Raw genomic sequence first — 23,051 nt, forward strand, 5'->3', positions numbered from 1 at the left:
ACGCCCGGTGCCTGCCAGAGTGGTCCGATGGACCGAGACTGGGAAGAGCGCGTGGCGGCCGCCTGGGCCGCCTTGGACACCTGGCCCGAGGACGACGCGGCGGGCTTCCGTGCCGTGATCGACAAGCTGGCCGACGAGTTGCCCGAGAACCATCCGCTGGGCCTGTTCGAGCGGGCCTGCGCCTTCGACTCCACCGGCCACTCGGCCGACGCGGTCGGGCTGTACCGCGCGGCCCTGGACAACGGCCTGACGGAGGCGAACCCGTACAAGGCCCGCCGGACGAAGATCCAGCTCGCCAGCTCGCTCCGCAACACCGGCCACGCGGAGGAGGGTGTGGCCCTGCTCACGCCCGAACTCGACGCGCATTCGGACGAGTTGAACGACGCGGTACGGGCCTGTCTGGCGCTGTGCCTGTCCAGCCTGGGCCGCGACCGCGAGGGACTCTCGCTGGTGCTCGGCGCGCTGGCCCCCCATCTCCCGCGCTACCAGCGGTCGATGGCCAACTACGCCCGTCTGCTGACCGAACCGGCGTGATCCGGGCCGCACATCACCCGTGCGGCGGTGACCTACGGCCGTCTCGCTCGTTCTCCCCGATGTGCAGTCACAGGATGTAGCCCAGCGTCACGCACCCGCCTCCTCCCGGAACCAGGACCCGGCCGTCGACGTCGGCCGGGCCGAGGCCGCGCTCGTCGAGCACTATCCCCGGCTGGTCCGGCTCGCCTACCTGGTGCTCCCGCCCACTCTCGGCCGGGGGCGCCGGGTCCTGACCGCACATGCCCTCGCTCAGCGGGCCCTCCCGCGCGGCCGCAAGCAGCGCGCCCTGATCCCGGCCCAGTCGACGGGCCGGGACGGCGACCCCGGTTACGACTTCGTCCGGCTCCGGGTGCTGCGCAGCGCGCTGGAGGCGTCCGAGCCGCGCAAGGGACTCCCCAAGCTGTCCCAACTCCCGGCCCCGCTCCCCCAGGTGTGGGGTCTGAGGCTCTTCCCGCGTTCCGGTGGTGCCGACGAACTCGCCCTGGACCAACGGCTGTCGGCCCTGACCGGCCCGGCCCGCGCCGCCTACGTCCTGCGCGGCCTGGAGGGGCTGGCGGACGACGACGTGCGCAAGATCCTCAAGGCCGCCGGCGTCACCCGTACCGAGTCCGCGCTGGCCGGGGCGAACGGGGTGCCCGCGCAGTACGCGCTGCTCGCCTCCCCCGAGTTCGACGCCTGCTCGCTGCAGGCCCGGCCCACCGATCTGATGCGCCGCCGCCAGCACACCAAGGCGGCGGTGGCCGCGGCCGCCGCGCTCGCGGTGGCCTGCGTACTGGTCGCGCTGCCCGGCGGCGGCTGGGGCCCGGACGGCGCGGCCGCCCCCGCCTACGCGGAGAACCCGGCCGCGGTGGCCGCGCTCGACCCCGCCAAGGTGCAGCGGGTGACCCCGGCCGCATGGAAGACCTCGGCGCGTACCGACTTCTCCGTCTGGCCCGCGCGCGGCCCGCTCACCGGCGACGACGGCCTGCTGCGCCGGGCGCTGGCGGTCTGGGCCCGCCCCGGCGCCACGGTCCGCGTCTCGGCCACGCCCGGCACCTTCACCGGCGGCCCCGCCGGACCGCCCCAACTCCTGTACGCGGGCGACGTGGACGCGGCCCGCGTGGTGATCCTCTACGACGGTCTGCGCATCGCCCGCTACGCCGAGCCGAGGGACGGCACCGAGGGCGCGGCCCTCGACTTCGCCCGGGTGGACGGCGCGACCGGCGCCGAGGCGAGCGCGCTGGTGCTCGGCCGCTCCGACGGCAACGTCCGCTATCTGACCGCCCCTTGGGTGAAGAAGGCGGCCGGGCGGGACCTGACCAAGCCGGAGTCGCAGCCGACCGCGCTCACCCTGACCGACGGGGTCACCTCCCCGCTGGCCAGCCCGGCGCTGCGGGCGGGCGACTGCACCTCCTGGACCGTGCTCCAGCTCACGGACGACTCGGGCACTCAACTCTCCACCGACCTGGGCGAATTGGTGCCGGCCCATCTCACCGCGGGCCGGCCGGGCGCGACCAGTGAGGCGACCGGGGCCGAAGGGCTGCGCGCCTGGGCGCCGTTCGCCTGCTCGCTGGCGGCGGAGCGGGCGGCCGGGGTGCGCGGGGTGAACGCGTGGGCGTTCGCCGAGCAGCCGCTGCCGGACGCGAGCGGCGCCGGGCAATGGGTGTGCACGCGGGCCGAGACCTGGCGCGGTGACGGCACGGCCGCGCTGGCCCAGTTCCGCACGCCGGGCGGCCCGGCCGGGGCGGTGGTGGCCAAGGGCACCGACACCACGGCGTGCGGGCCGCGCGATCCGCACGTGCTGGCCGGGGTGCTGTGGAAGTCCAGCGGCGGCCACTGGTATCTGCTGGCGGCGGGCAGCCGGGACGTGACCTCGATCCGGTCCTCGGGCGGGGTGACCGCGTCCGGGCAGGGCCAGTTGCTGGTGGCCAAGGCCGAGAAGGGCGCGCAGGCGCAGTTGGCGGGCACGCTGGAGGGCGGCCGGAAGATCAGCGGGCTGCACTGACCGGGCGCTGCTGACAGTTTGCCCAACAAGGTCGTGCACGGGGGTTCTCAGGCGCGGTACCCGTCAGTACATTGACGCCATGTCTAACAAGCAGGCCCGGCCGGTGCAGGCCGAGCGCATCCCGCTGAAGGCGCGCAAGGTGTCCTTCGCCTGGGAGGACACCCCGCTGCACTGGGTGCCGGGCGACCCCTTCACCACGCACACCATCAATGTGCTGCATCTGCTGCTGCCCGCCGGTGAGCGGTGGTTCGTCCACGTGTACAAGCAGGCGCTGCCGCTGATCAAGGACGATCAACTGCGGGAGGACGTCATCGGGTTCATCGGCCAGGAGGCGATGCACTCCCAGGCCCATGACGAGGTGCTGCCGCATCTGCGCGAGCAGGGGCTCGACCCGACGCCGTACACCGCGCAGGTCGACTGGTTCTTCGAGAAGCTGCTCGGGGACCGTACGCTGCCGCCGGGCCGGGCGCGGCGCTGGTGGCTGCTGGAGCGGATCGCGCTGATCGCGGCGATCGAGCACTACACGGCGTTCCTCGGCGACTGGGTGCTGAACGCGGCCGAGCTGGACCGGCGGGGCGCCGATCCGACCATGCTGGACCTGCTGCGCTGGCACGGCGCCGAGGAGGTCGAGCACCGCTCGGTCGCCTTCGACCTCTTCGTGCACGTGGACGGCGACTACCGGCGCCGGGTGCGCACCTGGGCGCTGGCCTTCGCGGCGCTGATGTTCCTGTGGCAGCGCGGGGCCCGCTTCTTCATGGAGCACGACCCGACACTGGTCGACGGCAGGGCGTCGTTCCGGGAGTTCTACCGAAGCGGCCGCCGGGGCACGCTGCCCGCGACGGGCGCGCTGCTGAAGTCCATCCCGCGCTACCTCAGCCGGGCCTACCACCCGTCCCAGGAGGGCTCGACCGCGCAGGCGGTGGCCTACCTGGCCTCGTCCCCGGCGGCGCTGGCCGCGGAGAAGGCGGAGCACGATGCCTGAGCAGACCACCCGGTCCGTCGCCGCCGCCGCGCTCCTGGTGGGCGCCGGACTGCTGACCCGGCGCGCGCTGCGCCGCCGGGTCAAGGACTCCCCGCTGTGGCCGATGCCCACGCTGGACCCGCCCATCTCCGGGCGCCCCCGTACGCGGGCGCTGCGGCTGCTGCTGACCGGGCACGAGCGGATCGCGGACGGCGTGGTGCGCCTCCGCCTGGAGGGCAGCGACCTGCCCGCCTGGGAGCCGGGCGCGCATCTGGACCTGGTGCTGCCCTCGGGTCTGGTCCGCCAGTACTCGCTGTGCGGGGACCCGGCCAACTCCTCGGTGTACGAGGTGGCCGCGCGGCTGGTCGAGGACGGCCGGGGCGGCTCGCGTGAGGTGCACGAGCAGCTCACCGAGGGCCTGGAACTGGAGGTGCGCGGTCCGCGCAACCGCTTCCCGCTGGTGGAGGCGCCCGCCTACGTGTTCGTGGCCGGCGGCATCGGGATCACCCCGGTGCTGCCGATGCTGCGGGCCCTGTCGGAGGACGTGGACGTACGGCTGCTGTACTGCGGGCGTACGCGGGCCTCGATGCCGTTCCTGAAGGAGGCGGCGGCGCTGGTCGGGGACGGGTGCACGGTGGTGGCCGAGGACGAGGACGGGCGCCCCGACCTCACCGCGCTGCTGACCGGGCTGCCCGAGGGCGCGGTCGTGTACTGCTGTGGCCCGGAGGGGCTGATGGCGGCGGTGGAGGCGGCGCTGCCCGAGGGGACCGCGCTGCACCTGGAGCGGTTCGCCCCGCGTACGGCGGGCGGCGAGGACACCGCGTTCGAGGTGGAACTGCGGCGCAGCGGGCGGACGTTGACCGTCCCGGCCGACTCCACCGTGCTGGCGGCGGTGCGCCGGGAGCTACCGGACACCCTCTACTCCTGCGAGCAGGGTTTCTGCGGGACCTGCCAACAGCGGGTGCTGGAGGGCGAGGTGGATCACCGGGACGAGCTGCTGACGGACGGGGAGCGCGACGACTCGATGCTGATCTGCGTCTCCCGCGCCCGCGGTGAGCGGCTGGTGCTGGACATGTGAGCGCCGGCCGGGCGGAACCGGATCGTCCAAGTGTCGTTGCCGGTCGGTAAGGTTGAACCCATGGGTACCGGGGTTCGCCGCAGGATGGGCGTCGAGGAGCGGCGGCAGCAGTTGATCAAGGTCGCGCTCGACCTGTTCAGCCGGCGCTCGCCCGACGAGGTCTCGATCGACGAGATAGCGTCGGCCGCGGGCATCTCCCGCCCGCTGGTCTACCACTACTTCCCCGGCAAGATGAGTCTGTACGAGGCCGCGCTGACGCGGGCGGCGGAGGATCTGGCGGGCCGCTTCGAGGAGCCCCACGAGGGCCCGCTCGGCGCCCGGCTGCTCCGGGTGATGGGCCGCTTCTTCGACTTCGTGGACGAGCACGGGCCGGGCTTCTCCGCCCTGATGCGGGGTGGCCCGGCCGTCGGCTCCTCCGCCACCAACGCCCTCGTCGACTCGGTACGCCAGGCGTCCTACGAGCAGATCCTGTCCCACCTGGGGATCACCGAGGCGCCCGCCCGGCTGGAGCTGGTGGTGCGCTCCTGGATCTCGCTGGTGGAGTCGACGGCGCTGATCTGGCTGGAGGGCCGCCGGGTGCCGCGCGAGGAGCTGGAACGCCAGCTCGTGCACGACTTCGGCGCCCTGGCCGCGGTGAGCGCCGCGTACGACCCCGAAATGGCCGCCGTAGTCCGGACGTTCGTACAGAACGAGCCGGGCGACGGTCCCTTCGCGGAACTCGCCGCCCGGCTGATCTCCCTGGCGTCCTGACCCGTTACCGGGTGAACACCGCCACCGTTCGTGCCGGGACCGTGAAGGTGCCCGAACCTGCCGTGTACGAGGCCGACTTGACCACCTCATCGGCGCCGGACGCCTGGGCGGGGTGCAGGTGGTAGTCCGTGCCCGCGAGGGCGGACACCCGCTGCTCCTGCTGCTCGGGCGTGGCGTTGAAGACCACGACCAGGTCGCCGAGGCGCATGGTGATCACGCCGGGGGTCTCGTCCTTGCCGGAGAGCGGGAAGGAGAGGCGGTCCTGCACCTGGGCGGTGGTGGCGAGGGAGAAGGCGTCCTCGCCGGTGCGGATGCGGAGCAGGTCGCGGTAGGCGGCCGAGGCGCCGGTGATCTGCGGGCAGCCGACCTTGACCGTGCTCAACAGGGGCTTGGCGTACGGCCACTTGGACTCGTTGTCGGCCGCCGGGGGCAGCCCGCGTCCGAAGCCGTTGCCGTCGGCGCAGTTCCAGTGGATGGCGTTGAACCAGTCGCCGCTGTCGAAGGAGTTGCGGTCCAGCGACTTGGAGCGCAGCAGGTCGGTGCCCGCCTGGGACAGGGCCGGCCCCTGGGAGAGCGCGGCCGTGGCCATCGCCAGCACCTGCATCCTGGCCCGGTCGGACGCGCTGGTCCCGGCGGGCAGTTTGAAGGTGAGGGCGTCGAACAGCGACTCGTTGTCGTGGGCGTCCGCGTAGGCGAGGGCGTCGCCAGGGGCAGCCGCGTATCCGGCGGGTGAGCCGTTGTAGTCGACCCCGGCTCCGGTGACGTCCTTGCCGTCGGTGTCGGTGAACCGGTATCCGGCGAGGTTGCCGGTGAGGCCGACCTTGATGAGGTCCTGGTAGTGCAGCAGCCGGGCCTTCTGCTCGTCCGGAGTGCCGTTGGCCGTCGAGGAGTTGGGGTCGGTGTACAGGCCGGAGGCGAAGCCCTGGACGCCGGGGTCCGTATCGAAGGGTCCGCCGCCGCGCACGGCGTCCCGGGCCCGGTCGGAGAAGGTGGCGATGCCGGTGCCGGCCATGTTCTTCTGCGTGGCCTGGACGAAGCGGGCGTCGTCGGCGACCTCGCCGAAGTTCCAGCCCTCGCCGTAGAGGATGATCTTCTTGCCGTCGACACCGTCCTTGGCGACCGTCAGCGCGTCCAGCGCCTTGCGGACGGCCAGGATGTTGGCCTTGGGGTGGTGGCCCATGAGGTCGAAGCGGAAGCCGTCGACCTTGTACTGCTTGGCCCAGGTGACGATCGAGTCCACGACGAGCTTGCCCATCATGGCGTTCTCGGTGGCGGTGTTGGCACAGCAGGTGGAGTTCGCCACGCTGCCGTCCGCGAGGAGCCGCTGGTAGTAGCCCGGCACGATCCGGTCGAGCACCGAGGTGTCCGCCTGCCCGCTGGCCGCCGTGTGGTTGTAGACCACGTCCATGACGACCCGCAGCCCGTCCTGGTTGAGCGACTGGACCATCTTCCGGAACTGCACGGTGCGCGCGGTGCCGTCGGGGTCGGTGGCGTACGAGCCCTCGGGGACCGTGTAGTGGAACGGGTCGTACCCCCAGTTGTAGGCGTCCTTGGCGGCGGTCTTCGCCACGCACTCCTGCTGCTTGGCGGAGTCGGCCGGGAAGGAGGCCAGGTCGCAGTCCGGGGTGGCCTGGTCGGCCTTCTTCTCGGGGATGGTGGCGATGTCGAACGCGGGCAGCAGGTGCACGTAGGAGGTGCCCGCCTCGGCCAGCTCGCGCAGGTGCTTCGAGCCGTCGCTGTCCTTGTCGGTGAAGGCCAGGTAGGTGCCCTGGTCCCCCGCCGGGACGGTCTTGTCGGCCACCGAGAAGTCCCGGATGTGCAGCTCCTGGATCTGCGCGTCCCTGAGCGGCACCGCCTTGGGCTTGGTGAGCCCGGCCCAGCCCTCGGGGGCCAGCGAGCGGTCCGCGAGGTCGACGACGAGGCTGCGCTTCGAGTCGGCGGCCAGGGCGACCGAGTAGGGGTCGGTGACCGAGTTCGTGACGAGCTTGCCGACGCTGGGCGCCCACACCTTGACCACGTACCGGTAGGGCTTGCCCTTCCAGGACGCGGGGCCGGTGACGGACCAGACGCCGGTGGTGTCGTCGCGGCGCATGGGCGTCAGGGAGCCGTCCAGCTCCAGCGAGACGCTCTGGGCCGTGGGCGCCCAGACGGAGAGGGTGGGCTTCCCGCCCTGGAAGACCGGACCGAGGCCGCTCTTGGTGGCGCTCGCGTACACGTCGTCCAGCACCCCGGCGATCTGCACCCCGGTCGCGGCGAGCACCGCGCCGTTGGCCGCGCGCTGGGAGGCGACCAACTGGCCGGTGAGGGCCTCGCGCACCCGGTCGCGGTCGCGGGGGTCGACGGTCCAGGCGGTGTAGTCCTTCAGGTGCGGGAACTTCGCCTTCTGGGCGTCGGTGAGCGTGCCCTTCTCCAGCCGCAGCCAGCGCTCGTCGTCGCTGGTCAGGGCACCGTCCTTGACGGTGATCGAGCCGTCGCGGGAGTACAGGAGCTGAGTGGAGGCAGCGCCCTCGGCGCCGTTCCAGGCGAGGGTGTCCCGGTCGATCCAGACCGCCTTGGCGGTGGTCAGGTCGAGCGCGGCCGCGCTGCCCTTCGGCTGCGGGAGCAGGTACTTCTCCTGGCCGCTCAACAGCCACACCTCGTGGCCGTCGGCCTTGAGGTCGAGGGACTGGTCGGTGGGCAGGTCCTTCTCGTCGCCCTTGTGGAGGATGTAGCTGAGACTGGTGGCACCCTCGGTGAGCGGTACCTCGTAGACCGCGCCATAGGCGTCAGTCTTCACCGGCGTCAGGGGCTTCGACCAGTCGGTGGGGTTCGCGGCGCCGGTCCAGGTGTGCAGGCCCCAGCCGTCGTAGTTCCCGTCGGCGCGGTGGTAGTGGAGGACGGCCTTGCCCTGGTCCTGGGCCGGGTAGTCGGGGCGCTCGGTCAGCACCTCGGGCTTGCCCTGCTCCAGCCAGACCTCACCTGTCTTCGTGACGTCGATGCTCCGGTCGGCGGAGACGTCCTTGTTCCCGTCCTTGTCGATGACCAGGAAGCCGACGTTCGAGGCGCCCGGCTTGAGCTTGACGTAGGCGAAGGCGCCGTAGGCGTCGCGGCCGGTGAAGGGGTGGCTGGCCGGCCACTCGGTGGCCTCGCCGTCCGCGAGGTCGCCCCAGGCGTACAGGCCCCAGTTCGCGTAGTCGCCGTCGGCCCGCTGGTAGTGCACCACCGCGTAGTCACGGGAGGCGGCGGCGGGCGGCTCGGGGGTCGGCGCGATGCCGGTGGTCGAGGCAGCCAGGGCGCTCGCGGTGCGGCCGGTCGAGTCGATCACCACGGCCTTGTACCGCAGCGCGGTCCCGGCGGGTACGTCCTTGCCGAGGGCCTGGGTGACCTTGTACGGGGCGTGGTCCGCCGAACCCAGCGTCTTCCAGGGCCCGTTGCCGACCTGCGCGGCGAAGACGACCCGGTTCAGCCCGCCTCCGCTCACCTCGGCGCCGACCTCCACCGTGCCGGTGGCTCCGGCGGCCGGGGCGGTCAGGGTGAGCGTGGGCTTGGTGGCGGGGGCGGCGGGGCGCTTGGTGGCCCGGTAGACGACGGCGGTCCCGGCGGGGACGGTCAGGGTGAGCCTGCGCCCGGCGTCGGTGCGTACGGTCCGCTCGGTGCCGTAGATCCCCCGGTACGCCATGCCCGCCGAGCCGGTGGTGAAGGTGGCGCGCTGGGCCTCGGTGGCGTTGTTGAGGGCGACGACATACTCGGCGCCGGTGCGCGCGTCGGTGCGGGTGAAGGCGTAGACACCGGCGCCGTCGGCCGCGTACCGCTCGGTCTGCACGCCGTCCGTCAGCGCCGGGTTGGCCTTGCGGAGCCCCGCGAGCGCCGCGATGTCCCGGTACAGCGGGGCCTTGGTGTCGTAGGCGTCGCTGGCGTGGGTGCGGGTGGTGCCGATCTCGTCGTCGTCCAGGTAGTCGGCGACCTTGGAGGCGAACATGGTCTGGCGGGCGTCCTTGTCGCCGCCGGCGCCGGTGAAGCCCTGCTCGTCGCCGTAGTAGACGACCGGGTTGCCCCGGCTGAGGAACATGAGCTGGTTGGCGAGGCGGTCCTTGCGCAGGATCTCCGCGTCGGACGCCTTCGGGTCGTCCTGCTTCAGGAAGGAGCCGATGCGGCCCATGTCGTGGTTGCCGAGGAAGGTGACCTGCTCGTAAGCATTGGCCTTGTCGGTCGTGTACTTGTAGTCGTCCCCGAAGACCCCGGCGAGCTTCTTGGCGCTGCCGCCCTGGGAGGCGTAGGCGCGGGCGGCGTCCTGGAAGGGGAAGTCGAGGGTGGCGTCCAGGCGGCCCTGAGTGACGTACGGGGAGGTCACCGAGGTGTCGGCGGAGTAGACCTCGCCGAACATGAAGAAGTTCTTCCGCCCGCGCTCGGCCGCGTACTTGTCGAGCGCGGTGGCCCACTGGGTCCAGAAGTCCATGTTCACGTGCTTGACGGTGTCGATGCGGAAGCCGTCGACGGCGAAGTCCTTGACCCAGCGCTGGTAGATCTTCTCCATGCCGCTGACCACCTCGGGACGTTCGGTCCACAGGTCGTCCAGGCCGGAGAAGTCGCCGTACTCGGCGGACTCGCCCGCGAAGGTGGAGTCGCCCCGGTTGTGGTACATCGCCGGGTCGTTGAGCCAGGCCGGGACCTTGTCGCGGCTGCGCACGGTGGGGGTGCGCGGGAACGAGGAGGCGTCCACGGCCGGGAAGTTCTTCCGGCCGTCCGCGTAGTCGGCGTCGTCGAAGGGACGGCCGTCCTTGGTCAGGTACGGGAAGGCGCCCTTGGAGAGGTAGTCGTAGGACTTCTCCTGGTAGTCGACCACGTCGGCGGTGTGGTTGGTGATGACGTCGAAGAAGACCTTCATGCCCTTGGCGTGCGCCTTGGCGATCAGGCCCTTCAGATCGGCGTTGGTGCCGAAGTGCGGGTCGACCTGGGTGAAATCGGTGATCCAGTAACCGTGGTAGCCGGCCGAGGCGTCGGCTCCGGTGCCCTGCACGGGACGGTTCTTGAAGATCGGGGCGAGCCAGATGGCGGTCGTGCCGAGGCCCTTGATGTAGTCCAGGCGCTGGGTGAGGCCCTTGAGGTCGCCGCCCTGGTAGAAGCCCTTGTCGGTGGGGTCGTAGCCGGTGCTCAGCCGCGAACCGGTAAGGCCGCCACGGTCGTTGGAGCGGTCGCCGTTGGCGAAACGATCCGGCATGACGAAGTAGAACTGCTCCCGCGTGTCGTCGTGCCGGGCGGGCTCGGCGGCGAGGCGGGCGTCGGAAGGCGGCGCGGGCGGGGTGTCGGCGCGGGCGGACAGGGGCGACACCAGGGTGGCGGCGAGGGCCACCGCGGCCACGGCCGCCGCTCTCCTGACATACGGGGTGCGGCGCGACCGGCGCGCCTGCCAGATCGGTCTCACGGGCACAAACTCCTAAGGCCTGCGGCACGGCTTCGCTGCCGGACGCGGCGTGACCGTACCGCCGTCGAAAGCCTTGCAGCAAGACTTGTGAAACATGAAGAAAGAAATTTCAGCGGTGAACGAGGGACGAACCGCCCGTATACGACGGACGGTTCGCCGGGAGGTACCTCAAGGGGAGCGTCAGCAGCTCGACTTGCCCGCGTACAGCGCGAGCGCGGTGTTGGCGCCGAGGGTCGCGGTGAACTGGCCGCTCGAGTTCACCGACACCGTGGTGTTGTTCTGCACGTTGCAGTACGTGCCCGCCGCCAGCGAGGTCTGATAGGTGCGGGAGAGCGACGAGGACTCGTGGTTGATGGCCACGAACCCCTTGTTGCCGCGCCCGAAGGCGATGGCGTCGTTGCCGTTGTCCCACCAGTTGGAGAGGGCCTGGCCGCGGGTGGCGTTGCGGAAGGCGACCATGGATTTGATCTCCGGCCAGGCGTGCTGGCACTTCCAGCCGTCCTGCCAACAGGCGTTGACCTTGCCCCCGTTGGGCGGTCCGGCGTCCGCGTCCGACCACTCGTAGCCGGAGTTGATGTCCGGGGCGCCGTACGGATAGGCCAGCATGAAGACGTTGGCCAGCGTGTAGTTGGCGCCGTCCTTGTAGTTGAGGGTGCTGCCGTTGCGCTCGGTGTCGTGGTTGTCGACGAAGACCCCGGAGACCGAGCTGCTCATGTACCCCCAGCCCTCACCGTAGTTCTTCAGATAGGCGAGGTTCTCGTTGTTGAACACCCGCTTGAGGTCGTAGGCGTAGCGGAACTCCTGGACATCGCCGTTGCCCGTGTACTCGGTGGGCTGGACGGCCTCGCCCGCGCCGTAGATGACCTCCTGCTTCCAGTACACGGACGGGTTGGTCAGCCGGGACTTGATGTTGGCCAGGTCGGCCTTGTCGATGTGCTTGGCCGCGTCGATGCGGAAGCCGTCGACGCCCAGCGAGAGCAGGTCGTTCAGGTACCCGGCGATGGTCTTGCGGACGTACTCCTCGCCGGTGTCCAGGTCGGCCAGGCCCACCAGTTCGCAGTGCTGGACGTTGTAGCGGTCCTGGTAGTTGCTGACCTGGGCGGTGCAGTCGTCGAAGTCGGGCGAGGAGTACAGGCCCGGGTAGTTGTACTTGGTGTACGACGAGCCGCCGGTACCGGTACCGCTGCCCGCGGACATGTGGTTGATCACCGTGTCGGTGACGACCTTCACGCCGGCCGAGTGACACGTGTCGACCATGCTCTTGAAGGCCGCCCGGTCACCGAGCCGGCCCGCGATCTTGTACGAGACGGGCTGGTACGAGGTCCACCACTGGGAGCCCTGTATGTGCTCGGCGGGCGGGGAGACCTGCACATACCCGTATCCGGCCGGGCCGAGGGTGGTGGTGCACTCGCGGGCCACCGAGGCGAAGTTCCACTCGAAGAGGACGGCGGTGACGTCCTTGGTGCCGGGCGGGGACGCCTGTGCAGTAGTCGGGTACATGCCAATCGAGGCCGCTGCCGCGAGGGCGAGCGCCACGGTGAGGGTTCTGCGTGCCATGTGGGGGTTCCTTCGTCGTTGAAGGCTGTTGCCGCAGGACTGGGTGCCCTTGCTGAAATGTTTCAGCAAACTTGCGGTGACGCAGATGTTAAAGGCCCGCTGCCTGAAAAGGCAGCGGGCCGTGGGAAGTTGATGCAAGAACTTTCAGCGAGAGGCTGTCAGGCCGTGGTCCACCAGACCGTGGTGTCGGCCGGGACCTCGGCCCCGGCGGCACCCTCGGTGATCTCCCCACTGGCGAGCAGCACCCGCCCGTACGCCGGGACGGTGACCGGCGCCCCGGTGGTGTTGGCGACACAGCTGAACTCCCCGCGCCGGAAGGCGAGTACGCCCTCGGGGGCGGCCAGCCACTCGACGCCCGTGCCCGCGCCGAGGGTGGGCTGTTCGCGCCGGGCGGCGACCGCGGCCCGGTACAGCTCCAGCGTCGAACCGGCCACGCCGGTCTGCGCCTCCACACTCAGCTCACCCCAGCCCGCCGGCTGCGGCAGCCAGCTCCCCCCGCCGCCGAACCCGTACGAGGAGCCCTCGCGGGTCCACGGGATCGGCACCCTGCAGCCGTCGCGGAAGCCGTCCTGGCCCGCGCCCCGGAAGTAGGCGGGGTCCTGGCGCACCTCGTCGGGCAGGTCGACCACGTCGGGCAGGCCCAGTTCCTCGCCCTGGTAGAGGTAGGCGGAGCCGGGCAGCGCCAGCATCAGCAGGGTGGCCGCGCGGGCCCGGCGCAGGCCGAGGGCGCGGTCGCCGGCGGTGCGGATCTGGGTGCCGAGGCCGGGCGGGTTGGCGAAGCGGGTGGCGTGCCGGGTGACGTCGTGGTTGGAGAGCACCCAGGTGGCCGGGGCGTCGACCGGGCGCATCGCGGCGAGCGTGCGGTCGATGACCTCGCGCAACTGCTCTGCGTCCCAGTCGGTGCCGAGGTACTGGAAGTTGAACGCCTGGTGCAGCTCGTCGGGGCGGACGTAATTGGCGGTCCGCTCGATGGTCGGCGTCCACGCCTCCGCGACGAAAATTCGCTCGCCCGCGTACTCGTCCAGCACGGTCCGCCACTGCCGGTAGACCTCGTGGACGCCCTCCTGGTCGAAGAACGGCATCACGTCGTTGCCCAGCAGCTTGAGCTGGTCGTGGGCGCCGAGGTCGGGCAGGCCGTCGGCCTTCACCAGGCCGTGGGCCACGTCGATGCGGAAGCCGTCCACGCCCATGTCCAGCCAGAACCGCAGGATGGACCGGAACTCGTCGCCCACCGCCGGGTGGTTCCAGTTGAAGTCGGGCTGCTCGGGCGCGAAGAGGTGCAGGTACCACTCCCCCAGCGTGCCGTCGGGCTCGGTGACCCGGGTCCAGGCGGGGCCGCCGAAGATGGACTCCCAGTCGTTGGGCGGGAGTTCGCCGTCCATGCCCTTGCCGGGGCGGAAGTGGTACCGCTCGCGCAGCGGCGAGCCGGGCCCCTCCGCGAGCGCCCGCTTGAACCACTCGTGCTGGTCGGAGGAGTGGTTGGGGACCAGGTCCACGATGATCCGCAGGGACAGCTCGTGGGCGTCGCGGATCAGCGCGTCGGCGTCCAGCAGGTTGCCGAACATCGGGTCGACGGCACGGTAGTCGGCCACGTCGTACCCGGCGTCGGCCTGCGGGGAGGCGTAGAACGGGCTGAGCCAGACGGCGTCCACGCCGAGGTCGCGCAGGTAGGGCAGTCTGGCCCGCACGCCGGCCAGGTCGCCCATGCCGTCGCCGTTGGAGTCGGCGAAGCTGCGCGGATAGACCTGGTAGATCACCGCGCCGCGCCACCAGTCGCGGTGCTGGGCGGCGGGGGCGACGGCGGTGTCGTCGGCCGGGGCTGCGAGATGCTGCTGGCTCATGGCGTCCTTGGTGCGTGACGAGGTTCGGTTCGTGTCGGGCGTGGGTGCGGCGGGGCGTCAGCCCTTGGTGCCGCCCGCGGTGAGGCCGGTGACGAGGTTCTTCTGCACGAGGTAGAAGAACACCGACACCGGTATCGCTATCAGTACCGCGGTCGCGGCCATGTAGTTCCACTGCGCGTCGTGCTCGCTGACGAAGGTCTGCAGGCCGACCGCGAAGGTGTACTTGGAGTCGTCCAGCATGAAGGTCGTGGCGAACGCGACCTCGCCGACCGCCGTGATGAAGTTGTAGAACGCGGCGACGGCCAGGCCCGGCCGGGCCAGCGGCAGGATCAGCCGGAAGAAGGTGCCGAACGGGGTGAGCCCGTCCACCCGGCCCGCCTCGTCGATCTCGAAGGGGATGGTGTCGAAGTACCCCTTGAGCAGCCACGCGCTGTACGGCACGGCGGTGGAGCAGTTGATGAGGATCAGCGCCCAGTAGGTGTCGATCAGGCCCAGCTCGCCGAAGATCTCGTACATCGGCACGATGAGGATGGCGATCGGGAACGCCTGGGTGAGCAGCAGGACCCACATCAGCGGCTTGTAGCCGGGGAAGCGCATCCGGGAGACGGCGTAGCCGGTGGTGGCGGCGACGAAGACGCCGATGAAGGTGGTGCCGAGCGCCACGATCATCGTCGACTTGAACCAGTCGAAGAAGCCGGTGTGCTGGAGCACGAAGGCGTAGTTGGCGAAGCCCATCCGGCCGAAGATGCGGCCCGGGTGCAGGTAGTCGTCCTTCTCCGGGCCGAGGGACAGGAAGAACAGCCAGGCCACCGGGACCAGCGCGATCAGGCTCGCCAGGACCAGGCCGCCGTGCAGCAGGACGGTGCCCAGCGGGCCGCGCTCGCCGCGCCGGCGGGTCGCGCGGGGCCGGGCGGCGGCCGGCGCGGCGGCGGTGAGGCCAGGTCCCGGTGCGGTCTCGGGGGGTGTCGTGGTGCTCATGGCGGCGGCTCCTGCGGCGTCAGACGGCGAGCTGGTCATTGCGCTTCAGCCAGCGGAAGTAGAAGGAGGTGAACACGGTCAGGATCGACAGCAGCAGTACGCCGTACGCGGCGGACTGGGCGAAGTCGCGCGGCTGCTGGCCGAAGCCGAGGAAGTAGGCCCAGGTGACGAGGATCTGGGCGTCCGGGGCGCCGGTCGGGCCGAACAGCAGGAAGATGATGGCGAACTGGTTGAAGGTCCAGATCACCCCGAGCAGGACGACGGTGGAGCTGACCGAGCGCAGTCCGGGCAGAGTGACGTGCCTAAAGCGCTGCCAGGCGCTCGCGCCGTCCATCTCGGCGGCCTCGTACAGCGAGGAGTCGATGGACTGCAGCCCGCCGAGCAGCGAGAGCATCATGAACGGCACCCCGCACCAGGTGTTGACCATGATGGCGGCGAACCGCTGCCAGAAGGTGTCCTCCAGCCACTGCGGCTGGGGCAGGTGGAGGGCACCGAGGACCTGGTTGAGCACGCCGGAGTCGGCCAGCATGATCCGCCAGGAGAAGACGGTGACGAAGGTGGGCACCGCCCAGGGCAGCACCAGCAGCAGCCGGTAGACGGTGCGCCCGCGCAGCTTCTGGTCGAGCATCATCGCGAGGCCGAGTCCGATGACGTAGTGCAGGGTGACGCAGGCGACGGTCCAGAACACGGTCCACAGGAAGTGCGACCAGAAGCGGTCGTAGGCCGTGGGGCCGAAGAGGATGTCCTGGTAGTTGTCCAGACCGATGAACTTGTAGGTGGCGTCGATGTGGTTGACGCCGATGGTGCGCGCCGAGTTGAGGCTGTTGGCGTCGGTGAGGGTCAGGTAGACGCCCCGCACCAGCGGGTAGCCCACGAGGACACCGAGCACGACGACCACGGGCGCGATCATCGCGTACGCGTACCAGTACCTCTGGTAGCCGTTCTTCAGGCGCTGCCCGAGACCGGGCCGGGGCGGCCGCTCACCGCTGCGCCGGCCGGTCGCGCGGTCGATGGCGACTGTCATGGTGCGACACCTTCTACAAGTTCGGGGGCGGGCTGGTCACAGGCCGGTGGCCGCCGGGTTCCCCCCATCCCCCACGGCGGGGGGAACCCGGCGGCCACACGGGCTCACTTGCTGAAGTCGGGCACCAGCTTGGCGATGGCCAGCTCGGCGTTGCTCAGGCCCTTGTCCAGCGGCTCCTTGCCCCCGGCCACCTTGGGCAGCTCGGTGTCCAGCGGGCCCCACAGCGAGCTGTACTCCGGCAGCGCCGGGCGGGGCTGGGCGGCGGAGAGCACGCCCTGGTAGCCGGCGATGCCGGGGTCGGCCTTGACCTGGGAGGTGTAGGCGTCGCCGCGGGTCGGCAGCGTGGAGTTCTTCAGCGCGATGGTCTCCTGGGACTTCGCCGAGGTCATGAACTTCACGAACTTCAGGGCCGCGTCCTGGTGGGCCTTGTCCGCGCCGGCGTAGACCGAGAGGTTGTGGCCGCCGGTCGGGGCGCCCGCCTTGCCGGCCGAGCCGGCCGGGACGGTGGCGATGCCGAGGTTGGACTTGTCCTTGAAGGCCGAGCCCTTGTAGAAGTTCGTGATCTCCCAGGGGCCCTGGATGATCGAGGCGACCTTGCCGTTGACGAACGCGTCCTGGATGTGGGCGTAGGCGTCCGCGGTGGTGTCCGCCTTGTGCAGGCCCTTGCCGGAGAACGTGCTCTGCCAGGTGCCGTACGCCTTCTTCGCCGGGGCGGAGGCGACGGTGACCTTCTTGGCCGAGGCGTCGACGGTGTCGGTGCCCTCGCCGTAGAGGAAGCACTGGGCGTAGTACGCCTGGGTGGAGCCCCAGTAGCCGTCGACCTTCGCCTTGTCCTTGACCTTGGCGGCGTCTGCCTTCAGCTCGTCCCAGGTCTTGGGGGCCTCGGTGATGCCGGCCTGCTTGAACAGGGCCTTGTTGTAGACGAACGCGAGGGTGTCGGTGACCAGCGGCACGCCGTAGGTCTTGCCCTCGTACTGGGCCTGCTTGATCAGGTTGGGCTCGAACTTGTCCTGCTCGGCCAGGGCGTCGGTGCCGTCCAGCGGCAGGAAGAAGCCCTTCTTGGCGAAGGCCGGGGTCCAGCCGACCTCGGACCGCAGGATGTCCGGCGCGCCCTTGGAGCCGGCGGCGGTGTCGAACTTGTTCTGCGCCTGGTCGAAGGGCACGTTGACGTACTTGACCTTGATGTTCTTGTTGGCGGCCTGGAACTGCTCGACCAGGGCCTTGTACGTCGGCGCCTCATTGGTGGCGTTGGAGGTGTCCCACCAGGTGAGGGTCACCGGGCCCCCCGCCTTGCTGTCGCCGTCGTCGCTCCCGCCGCACGCCGTCGCCGTGAGGGCGAGGGACGCCACGAGCGCGGAGGCCGCTATGCCACGCCGCATGAGTTCTCCTTGAGGGTGAAAAGCCCGAGATTGCAGGGGCGGCCCCGTCTGCCGCCGCCCGCGTCGTGCCGACTGCGCCATTGCCGCGGCCGGGCGACTCGGAACGTAACAGCGTTGTAAGCGCCGCGAAAGACCTTGCAGAAAAAAAGTGCAAGAAGACGGCCGGGTTACCGTGTCGTGACCTGCGCCAGACCTTGTCGAAATACTGGTCTACCGCCGGTAGGCGGGTTGACGGACACTTGTGCAAGACTCTGCAAGCTCTTGCCGCGGGGGGCCGCCGCCGGGATCATCCCCTTGCGGCCGTGCGCCGGGCGGACCGTCCGGCGGGCACGAGCGACGACATGGCCATGACGGGCCACGAGGGGCAAGGAGCGCGATGACGCGGCAATCCACGGCGGGCCGTTCGGCCGCCCGCGCACGGCGTCCCGCCGGTGCGCCGGGCGCGGTTCGGCCGGTACAGTCCACAGGCGTGACCACACGGCTTGCGGACATCGCTGCGCAGGCGGGGGTGAGCGAAGCGACCGTCAGCCGGGTCCTCAACGGGAAGCCGGGCGTCGCCGCCACCACCCGCCAGTCCGTCCTGGCCGCGCTGGACGTGCTCGGCTACGAGCGTCCGGTGCGGCTCCGCCAGCGCAGCGAGGGCCTGGTGGGCCTGATCATCCCCGAGCTGGAGAACCCGATCTTCCCGGCGCTGGCGCAGGTCATCGGCCAGGCGCTGACCGGGCAGGGCTACACCCCGGTGCTGGCCACCCAGACCCCCGGCGGCTCCACCGAGGACGAGCTGACCGAGATGCTGGTGGACCGGGGGGTGGCCGGGATCATCTACGTCTCCGGGCTGCACGCCGACACCACCGCCGACATGCAGCGCTACGAGCGACTGCGCGCCCAGGGCGTGCCGTTCGTGCTGGTGGACGGGTTCTCGCCGAAGGTCCAGGCGCCTTTCATCTCCCCCGACGACCGGGCCGCGACCACCCTGGCGGTCACGCATCTGGTGTCGCTGGGCCACACCCGGATCGGGCTGGCGCTCGGGCCGAAGCGGTTCGTGCCGGTGCAGCGCAAGATCGAGGGCTTCGTCCGCGCGATGCAGGACCAGCTCGGGCTGGGCGCGGACCTGGTCGCCGAGGAGCTGGTGCAGCACTCGCTGTACACCCTGGAGGGCGGCCAGGCGGCGGCCACCGCGCTCATCGAGCGGAAGTGCACGGCCGTCGTGTGCGCCAGCGACATGATGGCGCTCGGCGCGATACGGGCCGCCCGGCAGCTCGGCCTCGACGTGCCCCGCGACGTGTCGGTGGTCGGCTTCGACGACTCGCCGCTGATCGCGTTCACCGACCCGCCGCTGACCACCGTCCGCAAGCCGGTCCCGGCCATGGGCCAGGCCGCGGTGCGCACGCTGCTGGAGGAGATCGGCGGCACACCCGCCCCGCACAGCGAGTTCGTCTTCATGCCGGAGCTGGTCGTGCGCGGGTCCACCGCCTCGGCGCCGGGCGAGCGTTCACGGGGCTGAGCCCCCGCCCCTGCCAGGCGTTTTCGCGCAGAACATGCGTGGGGGCACCGGCCTTGGGATGATCTGTCGAGCATCCCTTGTCTGGCAGACTTGGTAGCTATGAGTGACTCGACCGTGACAGGCCCGGACGGCCACCGCGACGAGGTGGCCGTACCGCGGACCGTCACGGGCCGGGGCGCCGGCGGGGCGCGGGCCCTGCGCGACCGGGTCCGCCGTCCCCGGCGCCCTCGGCTGTGGTTCGAGATCCTGCTGATCGGCGCGAGTTACTGGACGTACTCGCTCATCCGCAACGCCGTCCCGGAGCAGAAGCACGCGGCGCTGCGCAACGCGGACGCGGTGTGGTGGCTGGAGCACCATCTCGGCATCGCCGTGGAGGCGACCGTCAACCACGCGGCCGACTCGGTGGGTTGGCTGATCATCGGCATGAACTACTACTACGCCACGCTGCACTTCGTGATCACCATCGCGGTGCTGGTGTGGCTCTACCGCCGGCATCCCGAGCGCTACGCCCCCATCAGGCTGGTGCTGTTCGCCACCACGGGCGTGGCCCTCGCCGGGTACTACCTCTTCCCGCTCGCCCCGCCCCGGCTGATGCGCGGCGGCCACTTCATCGACACCGTGATGGTGCACCAGACCTGGGGCTCGATGGCCTCCGGCGACCTCAAGCACATGTCCAACCAGTACGCCGCGATGCCGTCCATGCACATCGGGTGGTCGCTGTGGTGCGGGCTGACGGTGTTCGCGCTGGCCTCGGTGCCGTGGGCGCGGGTGCTGGGGCTGGCCTACCCGGCGCTGACGCTGCTCGTCATCGTGTCCACCGCCAACCACTTCTGGCTGGACGCGGTGGGCGGGGTGTTGTGTCTCGCCTTCGGGGTGGGCGTGGCCCGGCTCTGGTACGGGGGGTGGCCGCAGGTGCCCAGGGCGGTGCTGGGTTCCGGGGCGGGTCAGCCTGCGGTTCAGGGGCCGGGTCAGCCCGCGTAGAACAGTTCGTCCACCACCGTCCGGGCCCGGCGGGCCGTACGGCGGTACGCGTCCAGCATGTCGCCGGCCCGGCCCTCGCCGTAGCCCAGGTAGCGGCCCACCGCCGCCAGTTCGCGGGACTCGGTGGGGAAGGTGTCGCCCGCCCTGCCCCGGACCAGCATCACGGCGTTGCGGACCCGGCTGGCCAGCACCCACGCCTCGTCCAGCACGGCCGCGTCCTCCGCGCCGATCAGGCCGGCCTCGCGGGCCGCCGCCAGCGCCTCGCGCGTCCTCGGGGTGCGCAGACCCGGCACCTCCCAGGCGTGCCGGAGCTGGAGCAGTTGGACCGTCCACTCCACGTCCGACAGGCCGCCGGGGCCCAGCTTGGTGTGCAGCTTGGGGTCGGCGCCGCGCGGCAGCCGCTCCGACTCCATCCGGGCCTTCAGGCGGCGGATCTCGCGTACCGCGTCCTCGTCCAGGCCGCGGGCCGGGTAGCGCAGGGGGTCGATCAGCGCCATGAAGCGGCGGCCCAGGTCCTCGTCGCCCGCGACCGGCTCCGCCCGCAGCAGCGCCTGCGACTCCCAGCCCAGGGACCATCTGCGGTAGTACGCCTCGTACGACTTCAGGGTGCGGACCAGCGGGCCGGACTTGCCCTCCGGGCGCAGGTCGGCGTCGATCAGCAGGGGCGGGTCGGCGCTGGGGAGCTGGAGCAGGCGGCGCATCTCGGCCACCACCTTGTTGGCGGCCTTCGCGGCCTCGTGCTCGTCCACGCCCTCCCTCGGTTCGTGCACGAACAGCACGTCCGCGTCGGAGCCGTAGCCGAGTTCGTGGCCGCCGAACCTGCCCATGCCGATGATCGCGAACCGGGTGGGGAGGGTGTCGCCCCAGGTCTCGCGGACGACCGCGCGGAGGGTACCGGCGAGGGTGGCAGCGGTGAGGTCGGAGATCGCGCTGCCGGTGCGGTCCAGGAGGATGCCCTCGTCGGGTTCGGCCGGGGTGGTTTCCGTGCCGTACGAGCCGACGATGTCCGCCGCGGCGGTGCGGAAGAGTTCTCGGCGTCTCACGCCTCGGGCGGCTGTCACGCCCTGTTCCGCGTTCTCCGCGCGGTTCACCGCCGCGGTGATCTCCTGTTCCAGCTGGGCCCTGCCTCGTGGTTCCAGGCCGCCCGCGTCTCCGTCGCCGAGGAGGGCCACGGCTTCGGGGGCGCGGAGGAGGAGGTCGGGGGCGAGGCGGCCTGCCGAGAGGACCCTCGCCAGGTTTTCCGCCGCCGCGCCCTCGTCCCGGAGGAGGCGGAGGTACCAGGGGGTCTTGCCCAGGGCGTCCGAGACCTTGCGGAAGTTCAGGAGGCCGGCGTCGGGGTCCGCCGAGTCCGCGAACCAGCCGAGGAGGACAGGGAGGAGGGTGCGCTGGATGGCCGCCTTGCGGGTCACTCCGGAGGCGAGGGCTTCCAGGTGGCGGAGGGCCGCCGCGGGGTCGGCGTAGCCGAGGGCCACCAGGCGTGCCCTTGCCGCTTCCGCGCTCAGCCTTGTCTCGCCGGGGGCGAGTTGGGCCACGGCGTCCAGGAGGGGGCGGTAGAAGATCTTTTCGTGCAGGCGGCGGACTACTCCTGTGTGGCGCTTCCATTCTCGGCGCAGGCCCGCTACCGGGTCCGTGCGGAGGCCGAGCGAGCGGCCGAGGCGGCGGAGGTCCTCTTCCGCTTCGGGGACCAGGTGGGTGCGGCGGAGTTGGAACAGTTGGATGCGGTGTTCCAGTTCGCGGAGGAAGCGGTATGCCTCGTCCAGGCGGGCGGCGTCTTCTCGGCCTACGTAGCCGCCGCTTGCCAGGGCTTGGAGGGCCTTCAGGGTGGTGCCGCTGCGCAGCGTCTGGTCCGTGCGGCCGTGGACCAACTGGAGCAACTGGACTGCGAACTCGACGTCTCTCAGGCCGCCTGGGCCCAGTTTCAGTTCCCTGTCGATCTCTGCCGGGGGGATGTTCTCCACCACCCTGCGGCGCATCTTCTGTACGTCCGGGACGAAGTTCTCGCGGTCCGCCGCTTGCCAGACCATCGGGGTCAGGGCGTCCGTGTATGCCTCGCCCAGTTCCTTGTCGCCTGCCACCGGGCGGGCCTTCAGGAGGGCCTGGAACTCCCAGGTTTTCGCCCAGCGCTGGTAGTAGGCGAGGTGGCTGCTCAGGGTCCTCACGAGGGGGCCGTTGCGGCCCTCCGGGCGGAGGTTCGCGTCCACCGGCCAGATCGAGCCCTCGATCGTGGTCTCCGAGCAGATGCGCATCATGTGGGAGGCGAGCTTTGTGGCCGACCTGAGTGCTTTGGTTTCGTCCGTGCCCTGGGTGGGCTCCGCTACGAAGATCACGTCCACGTCGGAGACGTAGTTCAGCTCTTGGCCGCCGCACTTGCCCATGGCGATCACTGCCAGGCGGCAGGCTTGGGCGTCCTGGGGGGCTTCGGCTTCCGCCATGGCCAGGGCTGCGCGGAGGGTTGCCGTTGCCAGGTCCGCGAGTTCCGCTGCCGTCTGGGTTACGTCCGTGGTGCCGCAGACGTCCCTCGCGGCGATGGAGAGCAGGCAGCGGCGGTACGCCACTCTTAGTTCCACCGGGTCCGTCGCTTCTGCCAGGCCGCGTTCGAACTCCGTCACTCCTGGGTGCAGGTCTCTTGGTTCGTAGGTGACCAGTTCCTGCCAGTCGTGGGGGTGGCGGGTCAGGTGGTCCGCCAGCGCTGCTGAGGCGCCCAGTACGCCCAGGAGGCGGTCGCGTAGAGGTTTCGCCGCGATCAGGGTGTCCAGGAGTTCCCGGTGGTCCGTCGGCGCCGGCTGGGCCTCCAGCAGTCTCACCAGGCCACGCAGGGCCAGGTCCGGGTCCGCCGTCGCGCCCAGCGCCTCCAGGAGGACCGGGTCCGCCTTCACCGGGGCCAGCTCGGGGCTGTCCAGCAGGCGTTCCGCTCCTGAGGGGTCCGTGAAGCCGTGCCGAAGCAGTCTGGTGAACGTACTGCTCCTGCGCCCCGGCGTCATCCGCGGCCTCCCCTCGGGATCGGTCCTGGCCAGAGCCTAACCGGGCCGCTGACCTCCGGTCGTTGCCGCGCCCCCGCGTCGTCGTGGGTCGGGGCCGC

Annotated in this window: 14 protein-coding genes; 7 read left to right on the plus strand and 7 right to left on the minus strand. The window is 71.0% G+C overall.

All coding sequences use genetic code 11. From position 1 onward, the window contains the following. Positions 1-27 precede the first annotated feature (27 nt). The 5 genes from E5083_RS12075 to E5083_RS12095 all read left to right on the plus strand — a co-directional run bounded on the left by E5083_RS12075 (position 28) and on the right by E5083_RS12095 (position 5,307). Positions 28-534 (plus strand): tetratricopeptide repeat protein, encoded by a 507-nt coding sequence (locus tag E5083_RS12075; RefSeq protein WP_135785636.1) that lies wholly within the window; start codon positions 28-30, stop codon positions 532-534. 61 nt (positions 535-595) lie between these two features. Next, positions 596-2,518, plus strand: coding sequence for a hypothetical protein (locus E5083_RS12080; protein WP_135785637.1), 1,923 nt, complete (start codon positions 596-598; stop codon positions 2,516-2,518). Between the two features lie 79 nt (positions 2,519-2,597). Next, positions 2,598-3,500, plus strand: a complete 903-nt coding sequence (locus tag E5083_RS12085; protein WP_135785638.1) for a metal-dependent hydrolase — start codon at positions 2,598-2,600, stop codon at positions 3,498-3,500. Then, complete coding sequence (locus tag E5083_RS12090) at positions 3,493-4,557, plus strand: PDR/VanB family oxidoreductase (RefSeq protein ID WP_135785639.1); 1,065 nt, start codon at positions 3,493-3,495, stop codon at positions 4,555-4,557. The genes E5083_RS12085 and E5083_RS12090 overlap by 8 nt, the downstream gene beginning before the upstream one ends. A 60-nt stretch (positions 4,558-4,617) precedes the next feature. Beyond that, entirely contained in the window at positions 4,618-5,307 is a 690-nt protein-coding gene (locus E5083_RS12095; RefSeq protein WP_135785640.1) for a TetR/AcrR family transcriptional regulator, read from the plus strand. Between the two features lie 4 nt (positions 5,308-5,311). Here E5083_RS12095 and pulA read toward each other — a convergent pair whose 3' ends face one another. From pulA to E5083_RS12125, 6 genes are all read right to left on the minus strand, one after another. Continuing rightward, positions 5,312-10,708 carry a pullulanase-type alpha-1,6-glucosidase gene (pulA, locus tag E5083_RS12100; RefSeq protein ID WP_135785641.1) on the minus strand — a complete coding sequence of 1,799 codons (5,397 nt, stop codon included), beginning with the start codon at positions 10,706-10,708 and terminating at the stop codon, positions 5,312-5,314. Between the two features lie 180 nt (positions 10,709-10,888). Further along, positions 10,889-12,265, minus strand: coding sequence for an alpha-amylase (locus E5083_RS12105; protein WP_135785642.1), 1,377 nt, complete (start codon positions 12,263-12,265; stop codon positions 10,889-10,891). A gap of 158 nt (positions 12,266-12,423) precedes the next feature. Next, on the minus strand, positions 12,424-14,106 hold the full coding sequence (locus E5083_RS12110) for a glycoside hydrolase family 13 protein (protein ID WP_135785643.1): 1,683 nt from the start codon (positions 14,104-14,106) through the stop codon (positions 12,424-12,426). Positions 14,107-14,163: 57 nt separating this feature from the next. After that, the gene (locus tag E5083_RS12115; RefSeq protein ID WP_135785644.1) at positions 14,164-15,084 is read right to left on the minus strand and encodes a sugar ABC transporter permease; all 921 of its coding nucleotides are present in this window, start codon (positions 15,082-15,084) and stop codon (positions 14,164-14,166) included. Between the two features lie 19 nt (positions 15,085-15,103). Then, on the minus strand, positions 15,104-16,108 hold the full coding sequence (locus E5083_RS12120) for a carbohydrate ABC transporter permease (protein ID WP_135785645.1): 1,005 nt from the start codon (positions 16,106-16,108) through the stop codon (positions 15,104-15,106). Between the two features lie 104 nt (positions 16,109-16,212). After that, a complete protein-coding gene (locus tag E5083_RS12125) occupies positions 16,213-17,487 on the minus strand; it encodes an extracellular solute-binding protein (RefSeq protein WP_135785646.1) in 1,275 nt (424 codons plus the stop codon). A 469-nt stretch (positions 17,488-17,956) separates the two neighbouring features. On the opposite strand from E5083_RS12125, the gene E5083_RS12130 reads away from it, so the two are divergent. Then, on the plus strand, positions 17,957-18,991 hold the full coding sequence (locus E5083_RS12130) for a LacI family DNA-binding transcriptional regulator (protein WP_135785647.1): 1,035 nt from the start codon (positions 17,957-17,959) through the stop codon (positions 18,989-18,991). Positions 18,992-19,090: 99 nt separating this feature from the next. Continuing rightward, positions 19,091-19,972, plus strand: coding sequence for a phosphatase PAP2 family protein (locus E5083_RS12135; RefSeq protein ID WP_135785648.1), 882 nt, complete (start codon positions 19,091-19,093; stop codon positions 19,970-19,972). Here E5083_RS12135 and E5083_RS12140 read toward each other — a convergent pair. Next, positions 19,960-22,953: a bifunctional [glutamine synthetase] adenylyltransferase/[glutamine synthetase]-adenylyl-L-tyrosine phosphorylase gene (locus tag E5083_RS12140; RefSeq protein WP_135785649.1), complete on the minus strand. Its 2,994-nt coding sequence runs from the start codon at positions 22,951-22,953 to the stop codon at positions 19,960-19,962. The two genes, E5083_RS12135 and E5083_RS12140, sit on opposite strands and share 13 nt — an antisense overlap. Positions 22,954-23,051 lie beyond the last annotated feature (98 nt).

The sequence above is a fragment of the Streptomyces bauhiniae genome, from assembly GCF_004784475.1.
GTDB classification, from domain to species: Bacteria; Actinomycetota; Actinomycetes; order Streptomycetales; family Streptomycetaceae; genus Streptomyces; species Streptomyces seoulensis.